16 protein-coding genes and 1 tRNA gene are annotated in these 18,201 nt (G+C 64.9%); 13 read left to right on the plus strand and 4 right to left on the minus strand.

From position 1 onward, the window contains the following. From glcF to G404_RS0103070, 4 genes are all read left to right on the plus strand, one after another. Positions 1–1,287 carry a glycolate oxidase subunit GlcF gene (glcF, locus tag G404_RS0103055; protein ID WP_028639785.1) on the plus strand — a complete coding sequence of 429 codons (1,287 nt, stop codon included), beginning with the start codon at positions 1–3 and terminating at the stop codon, positions 1,285–1,287. Positions 1,288–1,312: 25 nt separating this feature from the next. Then, positions 1,313–1,735 (plus strand): GlcG/HbpS family heme-binding protein, encoded by a 423-nt coding sequence (locus G404_RS0103060; protein WP_028639786.1) that lies wholly within the window; start codon positions 1,313–1,315, stop codon positions 1,733–1,735. Between the two features lie 11 nt (positions 1,736–1,746). Next, positions 1,747–3,912, plus strand: a complete 2,166-nt coding sequence (locus G404_RS0103065; RefSeq protein ID WP_028639787.1) for a malate synthase G — start codon at positions 1,747–1,749, stop codon at positions 3,910–3,912. A 65-nt stretch (positions 3,913–3,977) separates the two neighbouring features. Beyond that, on the plus strand, positions 3,978–5,600 hold the full coding sequence (locus G404_RS0103070) for an L-lactate permease (RefSeq protein WP_028639788.1): 1,623 nt from the start codon (positions 3,978–3,980) through the stop codon (positions 5,598–5,600). An 86-nt stretch (positions 5,601–5,686) separates the two neighbouring features. On the opposite strand, the gene G404_RS17870 is transcribed toward G404_RS0103070, so the two are convergent. From G404_RS17870 to G404_RS0103090, 4 genes are all read right to left on the minus strand, one after another. Further along, positions 5,687–6,169: a DUF4402 domain-containing protein gene (locus tag G404_RS17870; RefSeq protein WP_051280084.1), complete on the minus strand. Its 483-nt coding sequence runs from the start codon at positions 6,167–6,169 to the stop codon at positions 5,687–5,689. Positions 6,170–6,328: 159 nt separating this feature from the next. Then, positions 6,329–6,721 carry a hypothetical protein gene (locus tag G404_RS0103080; protein ID WP_051280087.1) on the minus strand — a complete coding sequence of 131 codons (393 nt, stop codon included), beginning with the start codon at positions 6,719–6,721 and terminating at the stop codon, positions 6,329–6,331. Between the two features lie 112 nt (positions 6,722–6,833). Next, positions 6,834–6,910 (minus strand) — tRNA-Pro (locus tag G404_RS0103085). 116 nt (positions 6,911–7,026) lie between these two features. Then, positions 7,027–7,491: a nuclear transport factor 2 family protein gene (locus G404_RS0103090; protein ID WP_028639790.1), complete on the minus strand. Its 465-nt coding sequence runs from the start codon at positions 7,489–7,491 to the stop codon at positions 7,027–7,029. Positions 7,492–7,818: 327 nt separating this feature from the next. Between G404_RS0103090 and G404_RS17875 the strand changes: the two genes are divergently transcribed. The 9 genes from G404_RS17875 to mmsB all read left to right on the plus strand — a co-directional run bounded on the left by G404_RS17875 (position 7,819) and on the right by mmsB (position 18,184). Beyond that, positions 7,819–9,057: a hypothetical protein gene (locus G404_RS17875; protein WP_156906171.1), complete on the plus strand. Its 1,239-nt coding sequence runs from the start codon at positions 7,819–7,821 to the stop codon at positions 9,055–9,057. Beyond that, entirely contained in the window at positions 9,054–10,511 is a 1,458-nt protein-coding gene (locus G404_RS0103100; RefSeq protein ID WP_245584364.1) for a patatin-like phospholipase family protein, read from the plus strand. Before G404_RS17875 ends, G404_RS0103100 begins: the two co-directional genes overlap by 4 nt. Before the next feature lie 78 nt (positions 10,512–10,589). Beyond that, positions 10,590–11,735 carry an acyl-CoA dehydrogenase family protein gene (locus tag G404_RS0103105; RefSeq protein ID WP_028639792.1) on the plus strand — a complete coding sequence of 382 codons (1,146 nt, stop codon included), beginning with the start codon at positions 10,590–10,592 and terminating at the stop codon, positions 11,733–11,735. A gap of 10 nt (positions 11,736–11,745) precedes the next feature. After that, positions 11,746–12,702: an acyl-CoA dehydrogenase family protein gene (locus tag G404_RS0103110; protein WP_028639793.1), complete on the plus strand. Its 957-nt coding sequence runs from the start codon at positions 11,746–11,748 to the stop codon at positions 12,700–12,702. 21 nt (positions 12,703–12,723) lie between these two features. Beyond that, complete coding sequence (gene amaB, locus G404_RS0103115) at positions 12,724–14,217, plus strand: L-piperidine-6-carboxylate dehydrogenase (protein ID WP_028639794.1); 1,494 nt, start codon at positions 12,724–12,726, stop codon at positions 14,215–14,217. 69 nt (positions 14,218–14,286) lie between these two features. Then, positions 14,287–15,429 (plus strand): acyl-CoA dehydrogenase family protein, encoded by a 1,143-nt coding sequence (locus tag G404_RS0103120; RefSeq protein ID WP_028639795.1) that lies wholly within the window; start codon positions 14,287–14,289, stop codon positions 15,427–15,429. Further along, positions 15,426–16,472 carry an enoyl-CoA hydratase/isomerase family protein gene (locus G404_RS0103125; protein WP_028639796.1) on the plus strand — a complete coding sequence of 349 codons (1,047 nt, stop codon included), beginning with the start codon at positions 15,426–15,428 and terminating at the stop codon, positions 16,470–16,472. Before G404_RS0103120 ends, G404_RS0103125 begins: the two co-directional genes overlap by 4 nt. Continuing rightward, positions 16,469–17,251, plus strand: coding sequence for an enoyl-CoA hydratase-related protein (locus G404_RS0103130; protein WP_028639797.1), 783 nt, complete (start codon positions 16,469–16,471; stop codon positions 17,249–17,251). The genes G404_RS0103125 and G404_RS0103130 overlap by 4 nt, the downstream gene beginning before the upstream one ends. Before the next feature lie 51 nt (positions 17,252–17,302). Next, positions 17,303–18,184: a 3-hydroxyisobutyrate dehydrogenase gene (mmsB, locus tag G404_RS0103135; RefSeq protein ID WP_028639798.1), complete on the plus strand. Its 882-nt coding sequence runs from the start codon at positions 17,303–17,305 to the stop codon at positions 18,182–18,184. The last annotated feature ends 17 nt before the right edge of the window (positions 18,185–18,201 follow it).

Raw genomic sequence — 18,201 nt, forward strand, 5'->3', positions numbered from 1 at the left:
ATGCAGACGCAATTTTCTCCGGCGGCGCTGGCCGATCCCGATACCGCCGTCGCCGAAGGGGTGATCCGCAAATGCGTGCATTGCGGGTTCTGCACCGCGACATGCCCGACGTATGTGCTGCTGGGCGATGAACTCGACAGCCCGCGCGGGCGGATCTATCTGATCAAGGACATGCTGGAAAACGCGCGCAAGCCCAGCGCCGAAGTTGTCAAGCATATCGATCGCTGCCTGTCGTGCCTGTCATGCATGACCACCTGCCCGTCGGGTGTAAACTATATGCACCTGGTCGATCATGCGCGCAGCTATATCACCGATACCTACACCCGGCCGTTGCCCGACCGGATGCTGCGCTGGGTGCTGGCGCGCGTGCTGCCCTATCCGGCGCGGTTTCGCGCAGCCATCGCGCTGGGGCGCATGGCGCGGCCGCTGGCCGGGCTGCTGGGCAGGATATCGCCGCCGCTGGGGGCGATGCTGGCGCTGATCCCGGCGCGCGACGCCGTGGCCCAGGCGCCTGCGCCGATGCCCGTGCAGGTGCCCGCGGGCCGCGTGATCCTGTTGCAGGGCTGTGCCGAACCGGTGCTGAAACCGGCCATCCGTGCGGCGACCTTGCGCGTGCTGGCGCGCGCCGGATACGATGTCGTCCTGGCCAAAGGCGAAGGCTGCTGTGGCGCGCTGGTGCACCACATGGGGCACAAGGACGCCGCACTGGCCGCCGCGCGCCGCAATATCGATGCCTGGACCGGCGCCGAATGCCAGGGCCCTGTTGCTGCCATCCTGATCACCACGTCGGGCTGCGGCACGTCGGTCAAGGATTATGGCCACCTGTTGCGCGATGATCCCGCCTATGCCGCGCGCGCCGCGCATTTTTCGGCACTGGCCCGCGATATCAGCGAATTTCTGGGCCAGATCGCGCTGCCCGCACCCCCGGCCAGAACGGGCGCACCGTTGCGCGTTGCCTATCACGCGGCCTGTTCGTTGCAGCACGGCCAGAAGGTGACCGAAGTGCCCAAACGCCTGCTGATCGAGGCCGGGTATGACGTGGTCACCCCCGCCGAGGCGCACCTGTGCTGTGGTTCGGCCGGGGTCTACAATATCCTTCAGCCCGAACTTGCCGACCGGATCGGCCAGCGCAAGGTTGCCCATATCGAACGGCTTGGCGCCGATGTGATCGCGGCGGGCAATGTCGGCTGCGCGGTGCAGATCGGCCAGCGGACGCAGACGCCTGTCGTCCACACCATCGAACTGATCGACTGGGCGCATGGCGGCCCGCGCCCCGCACAGCTTTGATTTTCGTTTTCAGGAAAGGTTTTTGATGTCGGTGCTCACACTCGAACAGGCCAATGCGATCGTCGCCGGTGCCCTGGCCAAAGCCCGCGACGCCGGGTTCAAGCCGCTGACCGTGGCCGTGGTCGATGCCGGCGGCAGCCTGATCGCCTTGCAGCGCAGCGATGCCTCGCCCGCGATCCGCCCGGCGGTGGCGCAGGGCAAGGCGGCGGGCGCCGTGGCCATGGGCGTATCGTCGCGCACGCTGGGCGAAATGGCGGTCGATCGCCCGCATTTCATCGGCAGCGTCGCGCCCTTGGCGCCGTATGGCCTGGTCCCCGTCGCCGGCGGCGTGATCGTGCGCGATGGTGCGGGCATCGCGATCGGCGGTGTCGGGATTTCGGGCGATACCTCGGACAACGATGAATTGTGTGCGCTGGCCGGCATTGCCGCCGCCGGCCTCAACGCGTGAAAGGTCCTGTGATGACGCAGTATGTTGAAAAATCCGGCATCAAGGTTGCCGACACGCTGGTGCAGTTCATCGAAACCCGCGCCTTGCCCGGCACGGGGATCACGGCGGCGGCATTCTGGGACGGCGCGGCCGAAATCTTTGCCCAGTTTGCGCCCGAAAACGCCCGGCTTCTGGCATTTCGCGACACTTTGCAGGCGCAGATCGATGCCTGGCACGTGGCGCATCGCGGCGCGCCGATCGACATGGCGGCCTATACCGCGTTTCTGCATGATATCGGGTATCTGGTGCCCGAGCCTGCCCCGTTTGCGATCACGTCCGATCAGGTCGATGCCGAAGTCGCGCGGATGGCCGGGCCGCAGCTCGTCGTGCCGGTGCTGAACGCGCGGTTTGTGCTGAATGCCGCCAACGCCCGCTGGGGCAGCCTGTACGATGCCCTGTATGGCACCGATGCGCTGCCGGGCAAGGCGCAGGGCAAAGGGTATGACGCCCAGCGCGGGGCCCAGGTCGTGGCGCGCGGGCGCCGGTTTCTTGATTCCGCGGTGCCGCTGGCATCGGGCAGCCATGCCGATGTTGCAGGCTATACGATCGCAGCCGGCGCGCTCGTGCCGGCGTTGGCCGACCCCGCGGCGCTGGCCGGGTGGCGCGGCGACGCCGCAGCGCCCGAGGCGATCCTGCTGCGCCACAATGGTCTGCATATCGAACTGGTGATCGATCGCGGCTCGGCCATCGGGTCGACCGATGCCGCGGGGATTGCCGATATCGTGCTTGAATCCGCGCTGTCGACGATTGTCGATTTCGAGGATTCGGTTGCGGCAGTCGATGCCGACGACAAAGTCGCTGCCTATGCCAACTGGCTGGGCCTGATGCTGGGCAATCTGTCGGACACGTTCGACAAGGGTGGCCGCGCCATGACGCGCACGCTCAATGGCGATCGTCACTACACCGCGCCCGATGGCACCGCGCTGGCGCTGCATGGCCGTGCTCTGCTGTTTGCGCGCAATGTCGGCCACCTGATGACGACGCCTGCGGTGCTGCTGGCCGATGGCAGCGAAGCGCCCGAAGGCATCCTTGATGCGATTGTCACCGGGCTGATCGGGATGCACGACATCAGGGGCACCGGCGCGTTGCGCAACAGCCGGTCAAAGGACGGGCAGGCGGGGTCGATCTATATCGTCAAACCCAAGATGCACGGGCCCGACGAAGCCGCCTTTGCCAACGATCTGTTCGATGCGGTCGAAGATCTGCTGACGCTTGACCGGCACACGATCAAGATCGGTTTGATGGACGAGGAACGTCGTACGTCGGCCAATCTGGCGGCGTGCATTGCGCAAGTGCAGGGGCGCCTGGTGTTCATCAACACCGGCTTCCTCGATCGCACCGGCGATGAAATGCACACCTCGATGCAGGCCGGGCCGATGGTGCGCAAGGCCGCGATGAAGGACAGCGCCTGGATCAAGGCCTATGAAGATCGCAATGTGCGGATCGGTCTGGCCTGCGGCCTGTCGGGCCGCGCACAGATCGGCAAGGGGATGTGGGCCGCGCCCGATCGCATGGCCGACATGCTCGACCAGAAAATCGGCCACCCCCGATCGGGCGCCAACACCGCCTGGGTGCCCAGCCCGACCGCCGCCACGTTGCATGCGATGCATTATCACATGGTCGATGTGTTTGCCGTGCAGCAGGCGCTGGCGGCAGAGCCTGTGCCGGCGCTTGCGCAACTGCTGACCATTCCGCTGGCCCAAGGCCGGAACTGGTCGGACCAGGACATTCGCGACGAACTCGACAACAATGCCCAGGGCATCCTGGGCTATGTCGTGCGCTGGGTCGACCAGGGCATCGGTTGCTCGAAAGTGCCCGATATCCACGACATTGGTCTTATGGAAGACCGCGCCACTTTGCGCATATCGTCGCAGCATATGGCCAACTGGCTGGTCCACGGGGTGTGTTCGGCCGATGATGTCGATGCGGCGCTGGCACGGATGGCGGTCAAAGTGGATGCGCAGAACGCAGACGATGCGGTGTATCAGCCGATGGCCGGCCATGCCGATACCAGCCTGGCCTATCAGGCGGCGCGCGCGCTGGTGTTCGAAGGGGTGGAACAGCCCAGCGGCTATACCGAGCCGCTGTTGCACAAGTTCCGCGCCCGGGCAAAGCTGCGCGCAGCCGTTGCAATCTGAGATCACGCGGTGGGGTGCGGCATAAGAACAACAACATGCCGCGTATGACGAGAGGGTAGCCGACAATGTTTGCACAACTAGTTACACCGGTGGGGGGCAGCCTGGGGCTGTCCTTCATCATTGCCACTTTACCCGTATTGACCGTGCTGATCCTGCTGGGCGTGTTGCGCCGGCCGGCCTGGCAGGCGGCGCTGGCGGGGCTGGTGGTCGGGCTGCTGGTGGCGGTTACCGCCTGGCAGATGCCGGTGGGCCTGGCGCTTGATGCCATTGCCAACGGCGCGGTCTTTGCCGCGTGGCCGGTGATGTGGACCGTGGTGGCGGCGCTGTTGTTGTACAATATTTCGGTCGAATCGGGCTATTTCGAGGCGCTGCGGCGATGGCTGATCCTCAATGTGCCCAACGACCGGCGCGTGGTGCTGGTGGTGATCGGGTTCTGCTTTGGGGCACTGCTTGAAGGCGTGTCGGGATTTGGCACACCGGTGGCGATCACCAGCGCGATGCTGATCATGGTCGGGATGAAGCCGCTCGATGCGCTGGTGTTCGTGCTGATGTTCGATACCGCGCCGGTGGCGTTCGGGGCGCTGGGCATTCCGGTTACCGTGCTGGGCTCGGTGACATCGCTGCCCGCGGCGCAACTGGGCATGATGATCGGCCGGCAATTGCCGTTCATCGCGCTGATCCTGCCCTTCTACGTGATCGCGGTCTATGGCGGGTGGCGTTCGGTCAAGGCGCTGTGGCCGGTGCTGCTGGTGGCAGGCGGCAGCTTTGCCGTGGCGCAGTTCTATTCGTCGAACTATCTCGATTATTCGCTGACCGATGTGTTCGCATCGATGGGTTCGCTGATCGTCACGTTGCTGTTCCTCAAGGTATGGACGCCTGCCCACGATCCGGAATTTGCCATCCGGGACGAAGCGCTGACCGCTGTTGCCGGCAACAGCACCGTTGCGCCGTGGAAAGGTTGGCTGCCGTGGATCGTGGTGACCGCCACGGTGATTATCTGGACCGACAACAAGATTGCCGCGATCGGCCAGAAAAAGATCGCCTGGCCCGGCCTGGACAAGGCGATTTCGATCACGCTGTACCATGGCAAGCCTTATGAGGCGGTATGGGCATTCCAGCCGCTGGCCACCGGCACCGCGATCCTGGTTGCCTGCCTTGTGACGACCCTGCTGGTCGGCCTGTCGCCCGCCGCCTTTGTCCGCTGTGCGGTGCGCACCGCGCGGCAGACGTGGATGGCGATCATGACCGTCATGTTCGTGATGGGCCTGGCCTATCTGATGAACTATTCGGGCCTGGCCTACAGCCTGGGTGCCGGCGTTGCCGCCACCGGCGCGTTGTTTGTGTTCCTGTCGCCGTTCCTGGGGTGGATCGCGGTGATGCTGTCGGGCAGCGACAGTTCGGGCAATGCGCTGTTCGGCAATCTGCAGGTGGTCGCCGCCAAGCAGTTGAATCTCAATCCGGTGCTGTTTGCCGCGGCCAATTCGTCGGGTGGCGTGATGGGCAAGATGATTTCGCCGCAGAACATCACCACAGGCGTGTCGGTGGTGGGCATGTCGGGCCAGGAGGGCAAGGTTTTTGCCCGCACCTTCCTGCACAGCTTTGTCCTGACCGCGATCCTGAGTGTGCTGATCGTGCTGCAGCAATATGTGCTGACCTGGATGATCCCGGTGCTGCCGGCGGCGCATTAGGCCGCTGATCGCGCCCCGCGCCATCACGCCCGGCGTGGTGGCGCGGGGCGCCATCGCCCCTGCGCCACGGTTCGCGCCAGGCCGCGTCAGTCGTAGGTGACTGTCACGGTATACGTGCCGTGGTAAACTCCGGGCGCTATGCCGCTGCCGACCGACAGCGATCCGCCCACACTGAACGTGCCCGCGCCGCTCGCGCTAAGCGTGGCTTGGCCCGATGACGGCGACGTGGCAAACAGCATGCTCGATGATCCGGCCGTGACGTAGCCGGCACCCGTGGTGACCGAAAAATTGCGGTTGGCATCACCGGTTACGGTGAACTGGTCTGCGGATACCGCCCCGCTCGAAATCAGCGTTACCGCGCCGACCGCCACACCCGTGCCGGTGGTGGTAACGATGACATTGCCCCCGCCCGGGCCGACTGTCATCGTGCCGAAGTTCAACACCCCGCCCGCGCTGTGGGTCAGCGTGATCGGAACAATCACCGTGCTCGATGCGGCGCCTGCCGCGCTCGCGTGCTGGCCGCTTGCCGCCATGGCCTGACCGGGCAAAATACCCAGCAATCCTGCCATGACCACGCAACGCCGCATGCACAAGGTTCCAAGTCAAACATCCGCGATCACTTGCCGGTGGGGCAAGTCGGATTGGATGCTGTTTGGTAAACCGACTTGGTTAATTTTTCATAAGTATTTTTGCGTAGCGAACTGACGGTGCTGGTCAGGTGGGCCAGGTCACTTTTTTGCAGCGCTGCGCGTTGCTGTCCAGGTCAGCAGAAAATGCCGGCCTTCGGACCAGCTTTGCCCTTCGATCCGGTCGCCAGCAAGGCAACCTGACGTCTGGTAGGGGCCACTGTTGTCGGAGGTGTGAAACGCAAAGCAGGTGCGTCCCTTGGCATCGAAGGCGCGGCCGTCCTCGATCATGTGATCGTAGAATTCGCCGCGGACAACGCCTTGTGGCGTGATGTCGAGCGTCATTGTCTTGATATAGGCGGGGGCGTCGCTGCTGGGGCGAAGGTCGAGCGTCCAGTCCCCGTTCAGACGGGCGGCGCCATGATCGTCGGTCTGCGCAAATGCCGGGGCCGTAGCCAACAGTGCAAACGCAATCGCCGGGACAATGCGGTTCACTGTGGTTCCCCTCAAAATATCGACCGCCGGCAACAATCGCGCGGCAGGACAGATGCCAGTTGATTGCAGGGCTTGGCGCGCCTGGCGTGCTTTACCATGAGCCAGCGATATGTGGTCGGGGAGACAAGATTCGAACTTGCGACCCTCTGGTCCCAAACCAGATGCGCTACCAGGCTGCGCTACTCCCCGACACATGCACGCCCCTAGGTTTGGTGCGGGGCTTAGGCAAGCGCGAATATCGCCTTGGACCAGAATGTTGCCCGTAGCGACTTTTGCCATGGTGGCAGAGCGATCCTGCTGTTCCGCTACAGACCCAGATCGCCCAGCCCGGGGTGATCGTCGGGGCGGCGGCCAAGCGGCCAGTGAAATTTGCGTGCGGCGTCTTCGATCGGGTGCTCGTTGATGCTGGCGATGCGCCGTTCCATCAGGCCATTGGCGTCGAACTGCCAGTTTTCGTTGCCATAGGCGCGAAACCAGGTGCCGCTGTCGTCGCGGTATTCATAGGCAAAGCGCACCGCGATGCGGTTTTCCGCGTGGGCCCAGACGTCCTTGATCAGACGGTAATCCAGCTCGCGCGCCCATTTGCGCACCAGGAATGCCTCGATCGCATCGCGGCCGGTGATGAATTCGGCGCGGTTGCGCCACTGGCTGTCGGGCGTATAGGCCAGCGCCACCCGCGCAGGATCGCGGCCGTTCCAGGCATCTTCGGCCGCGCGTGCCTTGATCGCTGCGGTTTCGGCGGTGAACGGCGGCAGGGGTGGACGCGTCATGGGTCGGCTTTCGATCGGGTTGCTGTGCGCCGTCTGCACCAGCACGTCCGGCTTGAAAAGGTGGTATCGACCCGATGCAAAGCTGCAAATGCTGAACGGTGCCAAGGCCGGCAATTAACCAGTCATTTTGCTCGACAAGCGCCCGCTGCGGAATATTCTGTCAGTCGCCGAATCAATTCGCGCTGATCGGGGGCGATCATGAAACAGAAAATGCTTATTTTTGCGGCGTTTTTGTTGATAATGCCCGGGGCGGCATATTGTATCGATGCGCCCGCAAAACAGCCAATTGCTGCCGCCGTCGCTCAAAACAGCCCACAGGTTGTGGTTGTGCAGACACCAACGGCCGTGCCGCAATCGGCGCAAGCGCCCGATCTTGTATTCGATGGCAAAAAGACGACACGGTTTGCCTATGCGCTTGCGGTGTTTGCCGCGCTGGTGCTGACGTATCTGTGCTGCCATCCGGTTCTTGCGTTTATCCGGCGGGGTTGGGGGATCAAGAAAACCGATATTTTCAGCAGCCTGAACCGCGCGGCAAAGCAGGCCTATTGGAACAATTTCGGTTTTGAAATCCCGCAAGACGCCGATATCGATGACCTGTTCGAAGCAATGTACAACCACCGGTACGGGCGATATCGGCTGACGGTTCCGATCATCCTGCTGGTCATCATCACCTTTACGCTGATGCTGCTCGAAGCATTGACCGCGGTCAGTCAACTGCCGATCGAAAATGGCACAGGCGGTCAGTCGATTGCTTCGATCGTCACGATCACCACGCCGATACCCGGATTGCCGGACCCGGCCATGGCGGCAATTGCCGGCGCCTATGCTTGGGTCGTGTCCAGCCTGTTCGATGGCGCCACGCGCTACAATCTGCCGCCGCAGGCGGTGCTTTCGGCGGCGCTGCGGCTGGTTGTGGCGGTGCCGTTGGGCTATGCGGTGATGTCGATCGCGCCGTTCGGGTCAGGACCGTTTCTGGCATTTGCCTTCGGCGCCTTTCCCCTGGCGCAAGTGCAAGTCCTGCTCAAACGCATCACCACCAACAAGCTGGGGCTGGAAACCGGCCCCGATCATCTGAAGGACCAGGTGGGCAAACTCGACGGGATCGACCCGCCAACCGCCGATCGCCTGGCCGACGGCGATATCCTGACGATTGCACAACTGGCCTATTGCGACCCGGTGCAAATCTCGATGCGCACCAATCTGTCGTTCAATGCGGTGATCGTGGTGCAAAGCCAGGCGATCGCGTGGGTCTACCTTGATGACAACGCGCATCAGCTGGCGGGCATCGGTCTGCGCGGCGCGATCGAGATCAGGAAATTCTGCGACGATCTGGAGGCGGAAACAGACCCCGACGGATCCAGCCATCAATTGCTGCAAACGGCATCGCTGCGGACCGCCACCGCGCCCGATCAGACCGCGCGACCGGCGATCCCGCCGGCCGGTCTGCGCAATGCCTTTGCGGTCATCGCGCAGGATCCCTTCACCCAGTTTCTGGTCGAAGTCTGGAACAGCACGGGTCAGGGCCCCGACACCGCACCTGCACTCGCCCTGGTCAAAGCGGCGTGAGCGCGCGCCTGTTCCTTGCGCCGGTGCTGCTGGGCCTGTTGGCAGCATGCACCCAGTCGCGCCCGGCACTGGTGGGCAATATCGCGATTTCCGCCAAACGGATCCCGGCCAATCTCAACCAGCAGGGCACCGCGGCGCACGCAGCGCCGGTGCCGTCTGCGGTGGCGCGGCTGGTGGCATACGCACGTGCGCGCAATCAGGAGCAAAACCGCGCGACTTGCGATGTGCTGGTGGGGCACGAACAGGCGCAAAAGGCGCGCGCGCCGCATGCATCGGGCCCCTCGATCGTGCTGTCGGGCGGCAGCGAGGACGGCGCATTCGGGGCCGGGCTGTTCCTGGGGTTGCAGGACAAGCACCAGTTGCCCCCCGAACCCGAGGTGGTGACAGGCGTCAGCACCGGGTCGTTGCAGGCAACATTCGTGTTTCTGGCGCGCCAGCCCGTCGCAGGTGACCGCACGTACGAATGGGTCGACCGCCAATCGCCCAGCCTGCGCGCCCTGCCCGGCGCGGACCAGGAACCGCCGCTGGCGGAAAAGCGCAGCAATCTCGAGGATCTGGCGCTGGCCTACAGCATCAGCCGCGAAGGCGACATCCTGAAACCGGCTCCGCTGGGTGGTATCAGCGTGGTCACCCAGGGCACGCGCGCCCGGCTGACCCCGTTGCGCGACCGGCTGACGCGCATGATCACCGAAGGCACGATCGCCCAGGTCGCCGCCCAGGCCTGTCTCGGGCGGGTGCTGCTGGTGGGGGTGGCCGATGTCGACGATGGCTATGGCTACGCGCTCGACATGACCGAACTGGCGCTTGAGGCTTTTGCAGGCGGGCACAGCACCGATCGCATGACCAAAGTGCGCGAAACCTACGTTTCGGCGTTGCTGGCATCGTCATCGGTGCCGATCGGCGCCATGCCCGTGACTTTGCGGTTTCGCGAATTCGACGACGATGGCAAGCCGGTCGAAGTGGCCAGCCGCGAGCATTTGTTCATCGATGGCGGCGCGCGATTTGGGGTGTTTTTGCCCGATACCGATGATGATGCCGACGTGACACTGGTGGTCAACACGTCGCTGGCGACAAACTACTGGCATTCGACCGACAAGGATCCGAACCATCCCGCCAGCAAATGGAGCGCGCTGACGCTTGCCGAGCGCACGGTTGAGGACCTTTTGGAAACGCAGGTCTATCAGCTGTCGGTGGGCCGGGTGGAGGCCTCGGCGCGATCGCTGAGCATGGCCTATATTTCCAACCAGAACGTGGTCTATCCCGATGGGACCCCGGGCGAGCCGCCCGACCAGCATGTCTATGCCGGACAGACATGCGGCTGGTGGCGCGACAGGGACAAGGCACTGCAAAACCCGTTGCAGTTCCATCCCGGCTATATGGCATGCCTGCTTGATTACGGGCGCACGCGCGGCAACCTGGCGCAATGGAATCTGCGCAGCACGCGCCATCACTGACAATCCGGGCAGTGGCCCTTGCGCAGTTTGCGATGTGGTTTAATCGTGCGATTGAACCACATCGCACGGGGATCACCGATGTTTGACACGCTGACACTGGCGCAATTGCCGCAACAGGATGAAGATCTGCGGCCCGTGGTGCGCGATCTGGTGGCGCGGCACGTGGCGGCATTGCCGGCAGACCGGCGCGCGCGGTCATGGCAGGGGTTTGACGCAAGCTTCAGCCGGGCGCTGGGCAAGGCCGGGCTTTTGGGCCTGACCCTGCCGCGGGCCTATGGCGGGCACGAACGCGGGCCGTTTGCGCGGTTTGTGGTGGTCGAGGAACTGTTGAGCGCGGGCGCGCCGGTGGCAGCACACTGGATCGCCGACCGGCAATCGGCGCCGCTGATCCACGCCTATGGCACCGAGGCGCAGCGGCAATTCTATATCCCGCGCATCTGCCGGGGCGAAGCGCTGTTCTGTATCGGGATGAGCGAGCCCGGATCGGGATCGGATCTGGCCAGCGTGCGCACCCGCGCCGACCGCACCGCCACCGGCTGGGTGGTCAAGGGCCAGAAGATCTGGACCACCAATTCGCTGCATTCGGATTACATGATCGCGCTCGTGCGCACATCGGGCACCCCGGACGATCGCCATGCCGGGCTGTCGCAGATCATCATCGATCTCAAGGCGCCGGGGGTGACCATCCGGCCGATTGTCGATCTGACCGGCGATGCGCACTTTGCCGAGGTGTTTTTCGACAATGTCGCACTTGGCCACGATGCGCTGGTCGGCGGCGAAGGCCAGGGGTGGCAACAGGTCGGCGCCGAACTGGCGTTCGAACGATCCGGCCCGGAACGCATCTATTCGAGCGTGGTTCTGCTCGATGCCTGGGTGCAGCATCTGCAGGCGGCAGGGCGCAGCGATTGTGCCGCGCTGGTGGGACGGCTGACCGCAGAACTGGCCACGCTGCGTGCCATGTCGATTGCCTGCACGGCGCGGCTGGCCGCGGGCGAAAGCCCGGTGGTCGAAGCCAGCATCGTCAAGGATCGCGGCACCGGCTTCGAACAGGAATTGCCACAGGTGATCGGCGATGATCTGGCCGCGCACCCCGACCAGCCGGTGGGGGAAGAACTGTATCGCACGCTGCTGTACGTCACGCATGTTGCGCCCAGTTTTTCCCTGCGCGGGGGCACGCGCGAAATCCTGCGCGGGATTATCGCGCGCGGCATGGGGCTGCGATAGGGCGATGACGATGCACGATGCCGAACTGCAAGGGCCGTTTGCGCGTTTGCTTGACGATATGGCCGACATGGCTGCGGTGCGCGCGCTGGAAAACGGCGCGCCGGTCGCGGCGCTGTGGCAGGCGCTGGCTGAATCGGGTTTCCTTGATGCCCTGGTGCCCGAGGATGCGGGCGGGGCCGGGCTGTCGTTGGCAACCATTGCGCCGCTGATCGAGACGCTGGGCGCGCAGGGCCTGCCGGTGCCGGTGGCCGATACGATGGTCGCGCGGGCATTGCTGGGCGGGGCTGCCCCCCGGGGGCCGATCGTGCTGGTGACATCGCAGGCTTTGCCGGTGTGCGGTGCGCGGTTTGCCGATCATGCGCTGGTCGATGACGGGCGCACGCTGGTGCTGTCGCCGCTGGCTGCGCTCGAACCGCAGGCCACCGGGGTGCAGGGCTCTTCGGCCATGATGCTGCACGGCCGGGCGCAGGGGCCCGCCTTTGCCCGGCCCGACGGCGGCTTGCGCCCCGTGGCCGCGGTGGTGCGCGCCGCGCTGATCGCGGGCGCCGGCGCCCGGCTGACCGATATGGCCTGTGCCCATGCCAACACGCGCGTGCAATTCGGCAAGCCGATCGGGCGGCAGCAGGCGATCCAGCAGATGCTGGCGGTCATGGCGCAGGATATGGTTGGCGCGCGCATCGCGGCGCGCCAGGGTGCCAGCCGCGGCCTGGCCGTGCCGGTGGCGCTGGCCGCCAGTGCCAAGATCACCGCCTCGGCCGCGGCCGCGCGTCTGGCGGCCAGCGCGCATGCGGTGCACGGCGCGATCGGGATTGCCGCCGAATACGATGTGCAGATCCTGACGCGCCGCCTGCACGAATGGCGGCTGGCCGACGGGTCCGAGGGCTATTGGGCGGCCGTGCTGGGGACTGCGCGGTTGCAATCGGCACAAACGACGGTTGACTGGGTGCGCGAAGCGATCTTTGGTTGAAGCCCAGCCACAGGATCTATCATGACCAATTCCAATGCCCTGACGCCTGCCCGTTTTGACCATGCACAAGGCACCCTGGCGGTGCATTCGCCGATCGACGGTGCGCTGCTGGCCCGCGTGGTTGAAACCGCGCCTGGGGCGATGCCGGCAGTGATCGACCGCGCGCAGACCGCGTTTGGCGCCTGGCGGCAGGTGCCCGCACCCCGCCGGGGCGAACTGGTGCGCCTGCTTGGCGAAGAGCTGCGCGCTGCCAAGGCCGAGCTGGGCGCGCTGGTCACGCGCGAAGTGGGCAAGATCACCAGCGAAGGGCTGGGTGAAGTGCAGGAGATGATCGACATCTGCGATTTCGCGGTTGGCCTGTCGCGCCAGCTGTACGGCCTGACCATCGCGTCGGAACGGCCCGGCCACCGCATGAGCGAAACCTGGCATCCGCTTGGCCCGGTGGGGATCATTTCGGCGTTCAATTTTCCCGTCGCGGTGTGGAGCTGGAACGCTGCGCTGGCGCTGGTCTGCGGCAATCCGGTCATCTGGAAGCCTTCGGAGAAAAGCCCGCTGACCGCGCTGGCCACGCAGGCGATCTTTGACCGTGCGCTGGCCCGGTTTGGCGACGATGCGCCCGAAGGCCTGGCGCAACTGGTGATCGGCGGGGCCGGCCTGGGCGCCGCGCTGGTCGAGGCCCCGGGCGTGCCGGTGATTTCTGCCACCGGCTCGACGCGGATGGGCGCGCACGTCGGCCCCGCGGTGGCAGCGCGCTGGGGCCGTGCAATTCTCGAACTGGGCGGCAACAACGCGATGATCGTGGCCCCCTCGGCCGATCTCGACATGGCGGTGCGCGCGATCCTGTTTTCGGCAGTGGGCACCGCGGGGCAACGCTGCACCTCGTTGCGACGGTTGATCGTCCACCGCTCGATCTGCGATGATCTGCTGGGCCGGGTCAAGCGCGCCTATGCCAGCCTGCGCATCGGCGATCCGCGCACACCCGGCGTGCTGGTGGGACCGTTGATCGATGGTGCCGCGCGCGATGCGATGCAGGCCGCACTGGCCAGCGCACAGGCCGAAGGCGGACTGGTGACAGGCGGCGACATCCTGACCGAAGGTGTGCCCGCAGGTGGAGTTTACGTGCGGCCGGCGCTGGTCGAAATGCCCGATCAAACCGCGACGATGCGCACCGAAACCTTTGCGCCGATCCTGTATGTCGTGGGCTATGACGATCTTGATCAGGCCATCGCCTTGCAGAACGCGGTGCCGCAGGGCCTGTCATCGTGCCTGTTCACGCTGAACCTGCGCGAGGCGGAACAATTCCTGTCGGCGGCAGGTTCGGACTGCGGCATCGCCAATATCAATATCGGGCCATCGGGCGCGGAAATCGGCGGTGCGTTCGGCGGCGAAAAGGAAACCGGCGGCGGGCGTGAATCGGGCTCTGACGCGTGGAAGGGCTATATGCGGCGGCAGACCAGCACGGTGAACTATTCAGCGCAGTTGCCCCTGGCGCAAGGTGTGCAGTTCGCGCTTTGACACCGTGTCATCCATTGCGTCACCCACGCACTTTTGTCATGGGCGGGCGCAACGCATAGGAATTCAGCGATGACCACTGCTTTCAGCCTGACCGAAGACCAGATCGCCATCCAGGACATGGCGCGGCGCTTTACCGCCGATGCGATCACGCCGTTTGCAGCCGGGTGGGACGAGGGCCATGAATTCCCGCGCGAGACGATCCGCGCCGCAGCCGAGCTTGGTTTTGCCGCGATCTATGTCAGCGAGCAATCGGGCGGGATCGGGCTGGGCCGGCTTGAGTCGGCGCTGATTTTCGAGGCGCTGTCCTATGGCTGCCCGACAACCGCGGCGTTCATCTCGATCCACAACATGGCGGCGTGGATGATCGATCGGTTCGGCAGCGCCGAGGTCAAGGCACAGTACCTGCCGCGTCTGGTCAGCATGGACATCATGGCCAGTTATTGCCTGACCGAGCCGGGCAGCGGGTCTGATGCCGCAGCCTTGCGCACCACTGCGCGGCGCGACGGCGATCATTATGTGGTTTCGGGCACCAAGCAGTTCATTTCGGGCGGCGGGGTCAACGACATCTATGTGACGATGGTGCGCACCGGCGAGGCAGGACCCAGGGGCATTTCGTGCCTGGTGATCGAGCGCGACATGGATGGCGTGGCGTTCGGCGCGCCCGAGCGCAAGCTGGGCTGGAACGCATCGCCGACCGCGCAAGTCAATTTTGACAATGTGCGTGTGCCGGTGGCCAACCGCGTGGGTGACGAAGGCCAGGGCTTTGCCATCGCCATGGCGGGGCTCGATGGCGGCCGGCTGAATATCGGCGCCTGTTCGCTGGGCGGGGCGCAGCGCTGCCTGGATGAAGCGGTGGCCTATGTGAAGACACGGTCGCAATTCGGCCGCACCATTGGCGAATTTCAGAACACGCAGTTCCAACTGGCCGACATGGTTACCGATCTCGAGGCGGCGCGTGCGCTGCTGTACCTGGCGGCCGCCAAAGTCAGCGCCGACGCGCCTGACAAGACGCGGTTTTCGGCGATGGCCAAAAAGCTGGCAACCGACAGTGGCTCGTCGATTGTCGATCGCGCGCTGCAGATGTTTGGCGGCTATGGCTATCTGAAGGATTATCCGATCGAACGGTTCTGGCGCGATCTGCGCGTCCACCGCATTCTGGAAGGCACCAATGAAGTGATGCGGATGATTGTCGGGCGGGACCTGCTGAAATGACCGACGAAATTCTGGCGCGCATTGCCGGCCGTATAGGCCACCTGTCGCTCAATCGGCCCAAGGCGATCCATGCGCTGACCCTGCCGATGGTGCGCGCGATGATCGCGGCATTGCTGGCATGGCGCGACGATCCGGCAGTGGACGCGGTGGTGATCGACCACGGCGAAGGGCGGGGATTTTGTGCGGGCGGCGATATTGCATTCCTGCGCGCATCCGCGCTGAACGATCAGGGCGCGTCGGGGCGCCAGTTCTTCTACGAAGAATACCAGCTCAACCATCTGATCCTGACCTTTCCCAAGCCGGTGCTGGCGTTCATGGACGGCATCACCATGGGCGGCGGGGTCGGCATTGCCGGCCCGGCCACATACCGCATCGCCACCGAGGCGACGCGCCTTGCTATGCCCGAAACCGGAATCGGGCTGTTCCCCGATGTCGGGGGCGGCTGGTATCTGTCGCGGCTGGCGGGGCGGCTGGGGCAGTATATGGCGCTGACCGGGGCGCGGCTCGATGGGGCGGATTGCCTGTGGGCCGGGCTTGCTACGCATTACCTGCCGCAATCCGCGCTGGACGAGGCGAAGGCCGCGCTGATCGCCGATCCGGATCGGGCCGCGGCAATCCTGCATCGCCTGTCGGCGGTGCCGCCACCATCAAAAATTGCCGCGCAGGCCGAAACCATCGACCGGCTGTTCGCGTCGGACCGGTACGAGGATATCCTGGCCGCGCTGGCCGCAGACGGCGGTGAATGGGCGACCGCGGCGCTGACCACGCTGAACACCAAAAGCCCGCAGACCTGCAAGGTCGCGTTGCGGCAGTTGCGCGACAGCCTGCGTTGCCCCGACTTTGCCGCCAACATGGCGATGGAATACCGCATCGGTGCGCGCGTGCTGGTGCGGCCCGATTTTGCCGAAGGCGTGCGCGCGGTGATCATCGACAAGGATCATGCGCCGCGCTGGGACCCGCCCACGCCCGAGGCGGTTACCGACCAACTGCTCGATGCGATCTTTGCCCCGCTGCCTGCCGATCAGGAATGGAAACCCCTATGAGCTATGAAACGATCCTTGTCGAAACGCGTGGGCCCGTCACGCTGATCACGCTCAACCGACCGCAATCGCTCAACGCGTTGAACAGCGTGGTGCTCGAGGATCTGATCGCCGCGTTCGCCGCGTTCGAGGGCGATCCGTCGCAACGCTGCGCGGTCTTGACCGGCGCGGGCGAAAAGGCCTTTGCCGCCGGCGCCGACATCAAGGAAATGGCCGACAAGCCGACGGCGGATTTCTACGCGCTGGATTTCTTCGCGCGCTGGACCAGCCACCTGGTCAAGACCACACGCAAACCGTGGATTGCTGCGGTCAACGGCTTTGCGCTGGGCGGCGGGTGCGAACTGGCGATGATGGCCGATTTCATCATCGCGTCTGAAAACGCCAAATTCGGCCAGCCCGAAATCAAGCTGGGCGTGGCGCCGGGCATGGGCGGGTCGCAACGCCTGACGCGTGCGATCGGCAAGGCCAAGGCGATGGAGATGTGCCTGACCGGGCGGATGATGGACGCGCACGAGGCCGAACGGTCGGGGCTGGTCGCGCGCGTCGTGCCGTTGGCCGATCTGCTGGACGATGCGCTGAAGACCGCCGCAGCGATCGCCGCGATGCCCCCGCTGGCGGCGATCGCCAACAAGGAAATGGTCAACGCCGCGTTCGAAACCACGCTCGATCAGGGTCTGCTGTTCGAACGTCGGCTGTTCCAGGTGCTGACCGGCACGCATGACAGGGCTGAAGGCATGGCGGCGTTTATCGAAAAACGTCCCGGTGTGTTCATCGGGAAATAAGGCGGATCGTCCCACAAGGGTCGGTATCACAGCGAACAAAAGGATCACGACATGGCCAAGCGCATCGCCTTTATCGGGCTGGGCAACATGGGCGGCGGCATGGCCGCCAATCTGGTGGCCAAGGGGTTCAAGGTCGAAGCCTACGATCTCGACCCCGCGGCGCTGGGCCGGGCAAAGCTGGCCGGATGCGGCACGCACACCAGCATCAACGCCGCGCTCGACGGGGTCGATGCGGTGGTGACGATGCTGCCCGATGGCAAGATCGTGCGCAGCGTGTTTGCCAACGACGTGCTGAAATGGACGCCAAAATCGGCCTTGCTGATCGATTGTTCGACCATCGATGTGTCGACCGCGACCGAGGTCATGATGCTGGCCGCATCGCAGGGCTATGCGATTGTCGACGCACCGGTGTCGGGCGGGATCGGAGCGGCCAACGCCGGCACCTTGACCTTTATGGTGGGCGGCACCGAAGCTGCATTCGCTGCTGCAAAACCGGTCCTTTCGGCGATGGGCGCCACGGTGATCCACGCCGGCGGCGCAGGCGCCGGCCAGGCGGCCAAGATCTGCAACAACATGCTGCTTGGCGCCTCGATGATCGCCACCAGCGAAGCCTTTGCCATGGCCGAAAAGCTGGGGCTGGACCTGCAGACCTTTTATGACATCGCGTCAAAGGCGTCGGGCCAGTGCTGGTCGATGACCAGCTATTGCCCGGTGCCGGGCGTGGGGCCCAAGACCCCTGCCGACAACGATTACCAGGGCGGGTTCACCACGGCGCTGATGCTCAAGGATCTGCGGCTGGCGATGGCCGCGGCCAAGGACGCCGGTGCCGACGTGCCGATGGGCCACCGTGCGGCGCAATTGTACGAGGCCTTTGCCGCATCGGGCCATGCGGGTCTCGATTTTTCCGCGATCATCAAAACCTTGCGCACCTGACCCGGGGTTCGGCGCGC

The organism is Novosphingobium acidiphilum DSM 19966 (genome assembly GCF_000429005.1).
In the GTDB taxonomy this organism is placed as follows: domain Bacteria; phylum Pseudomonadota; class Alphaproteobacteria; order Sphingomonadales; family Sphingomonadaceae; genus Novosphingobium; species Novosphingobium acidiphilum.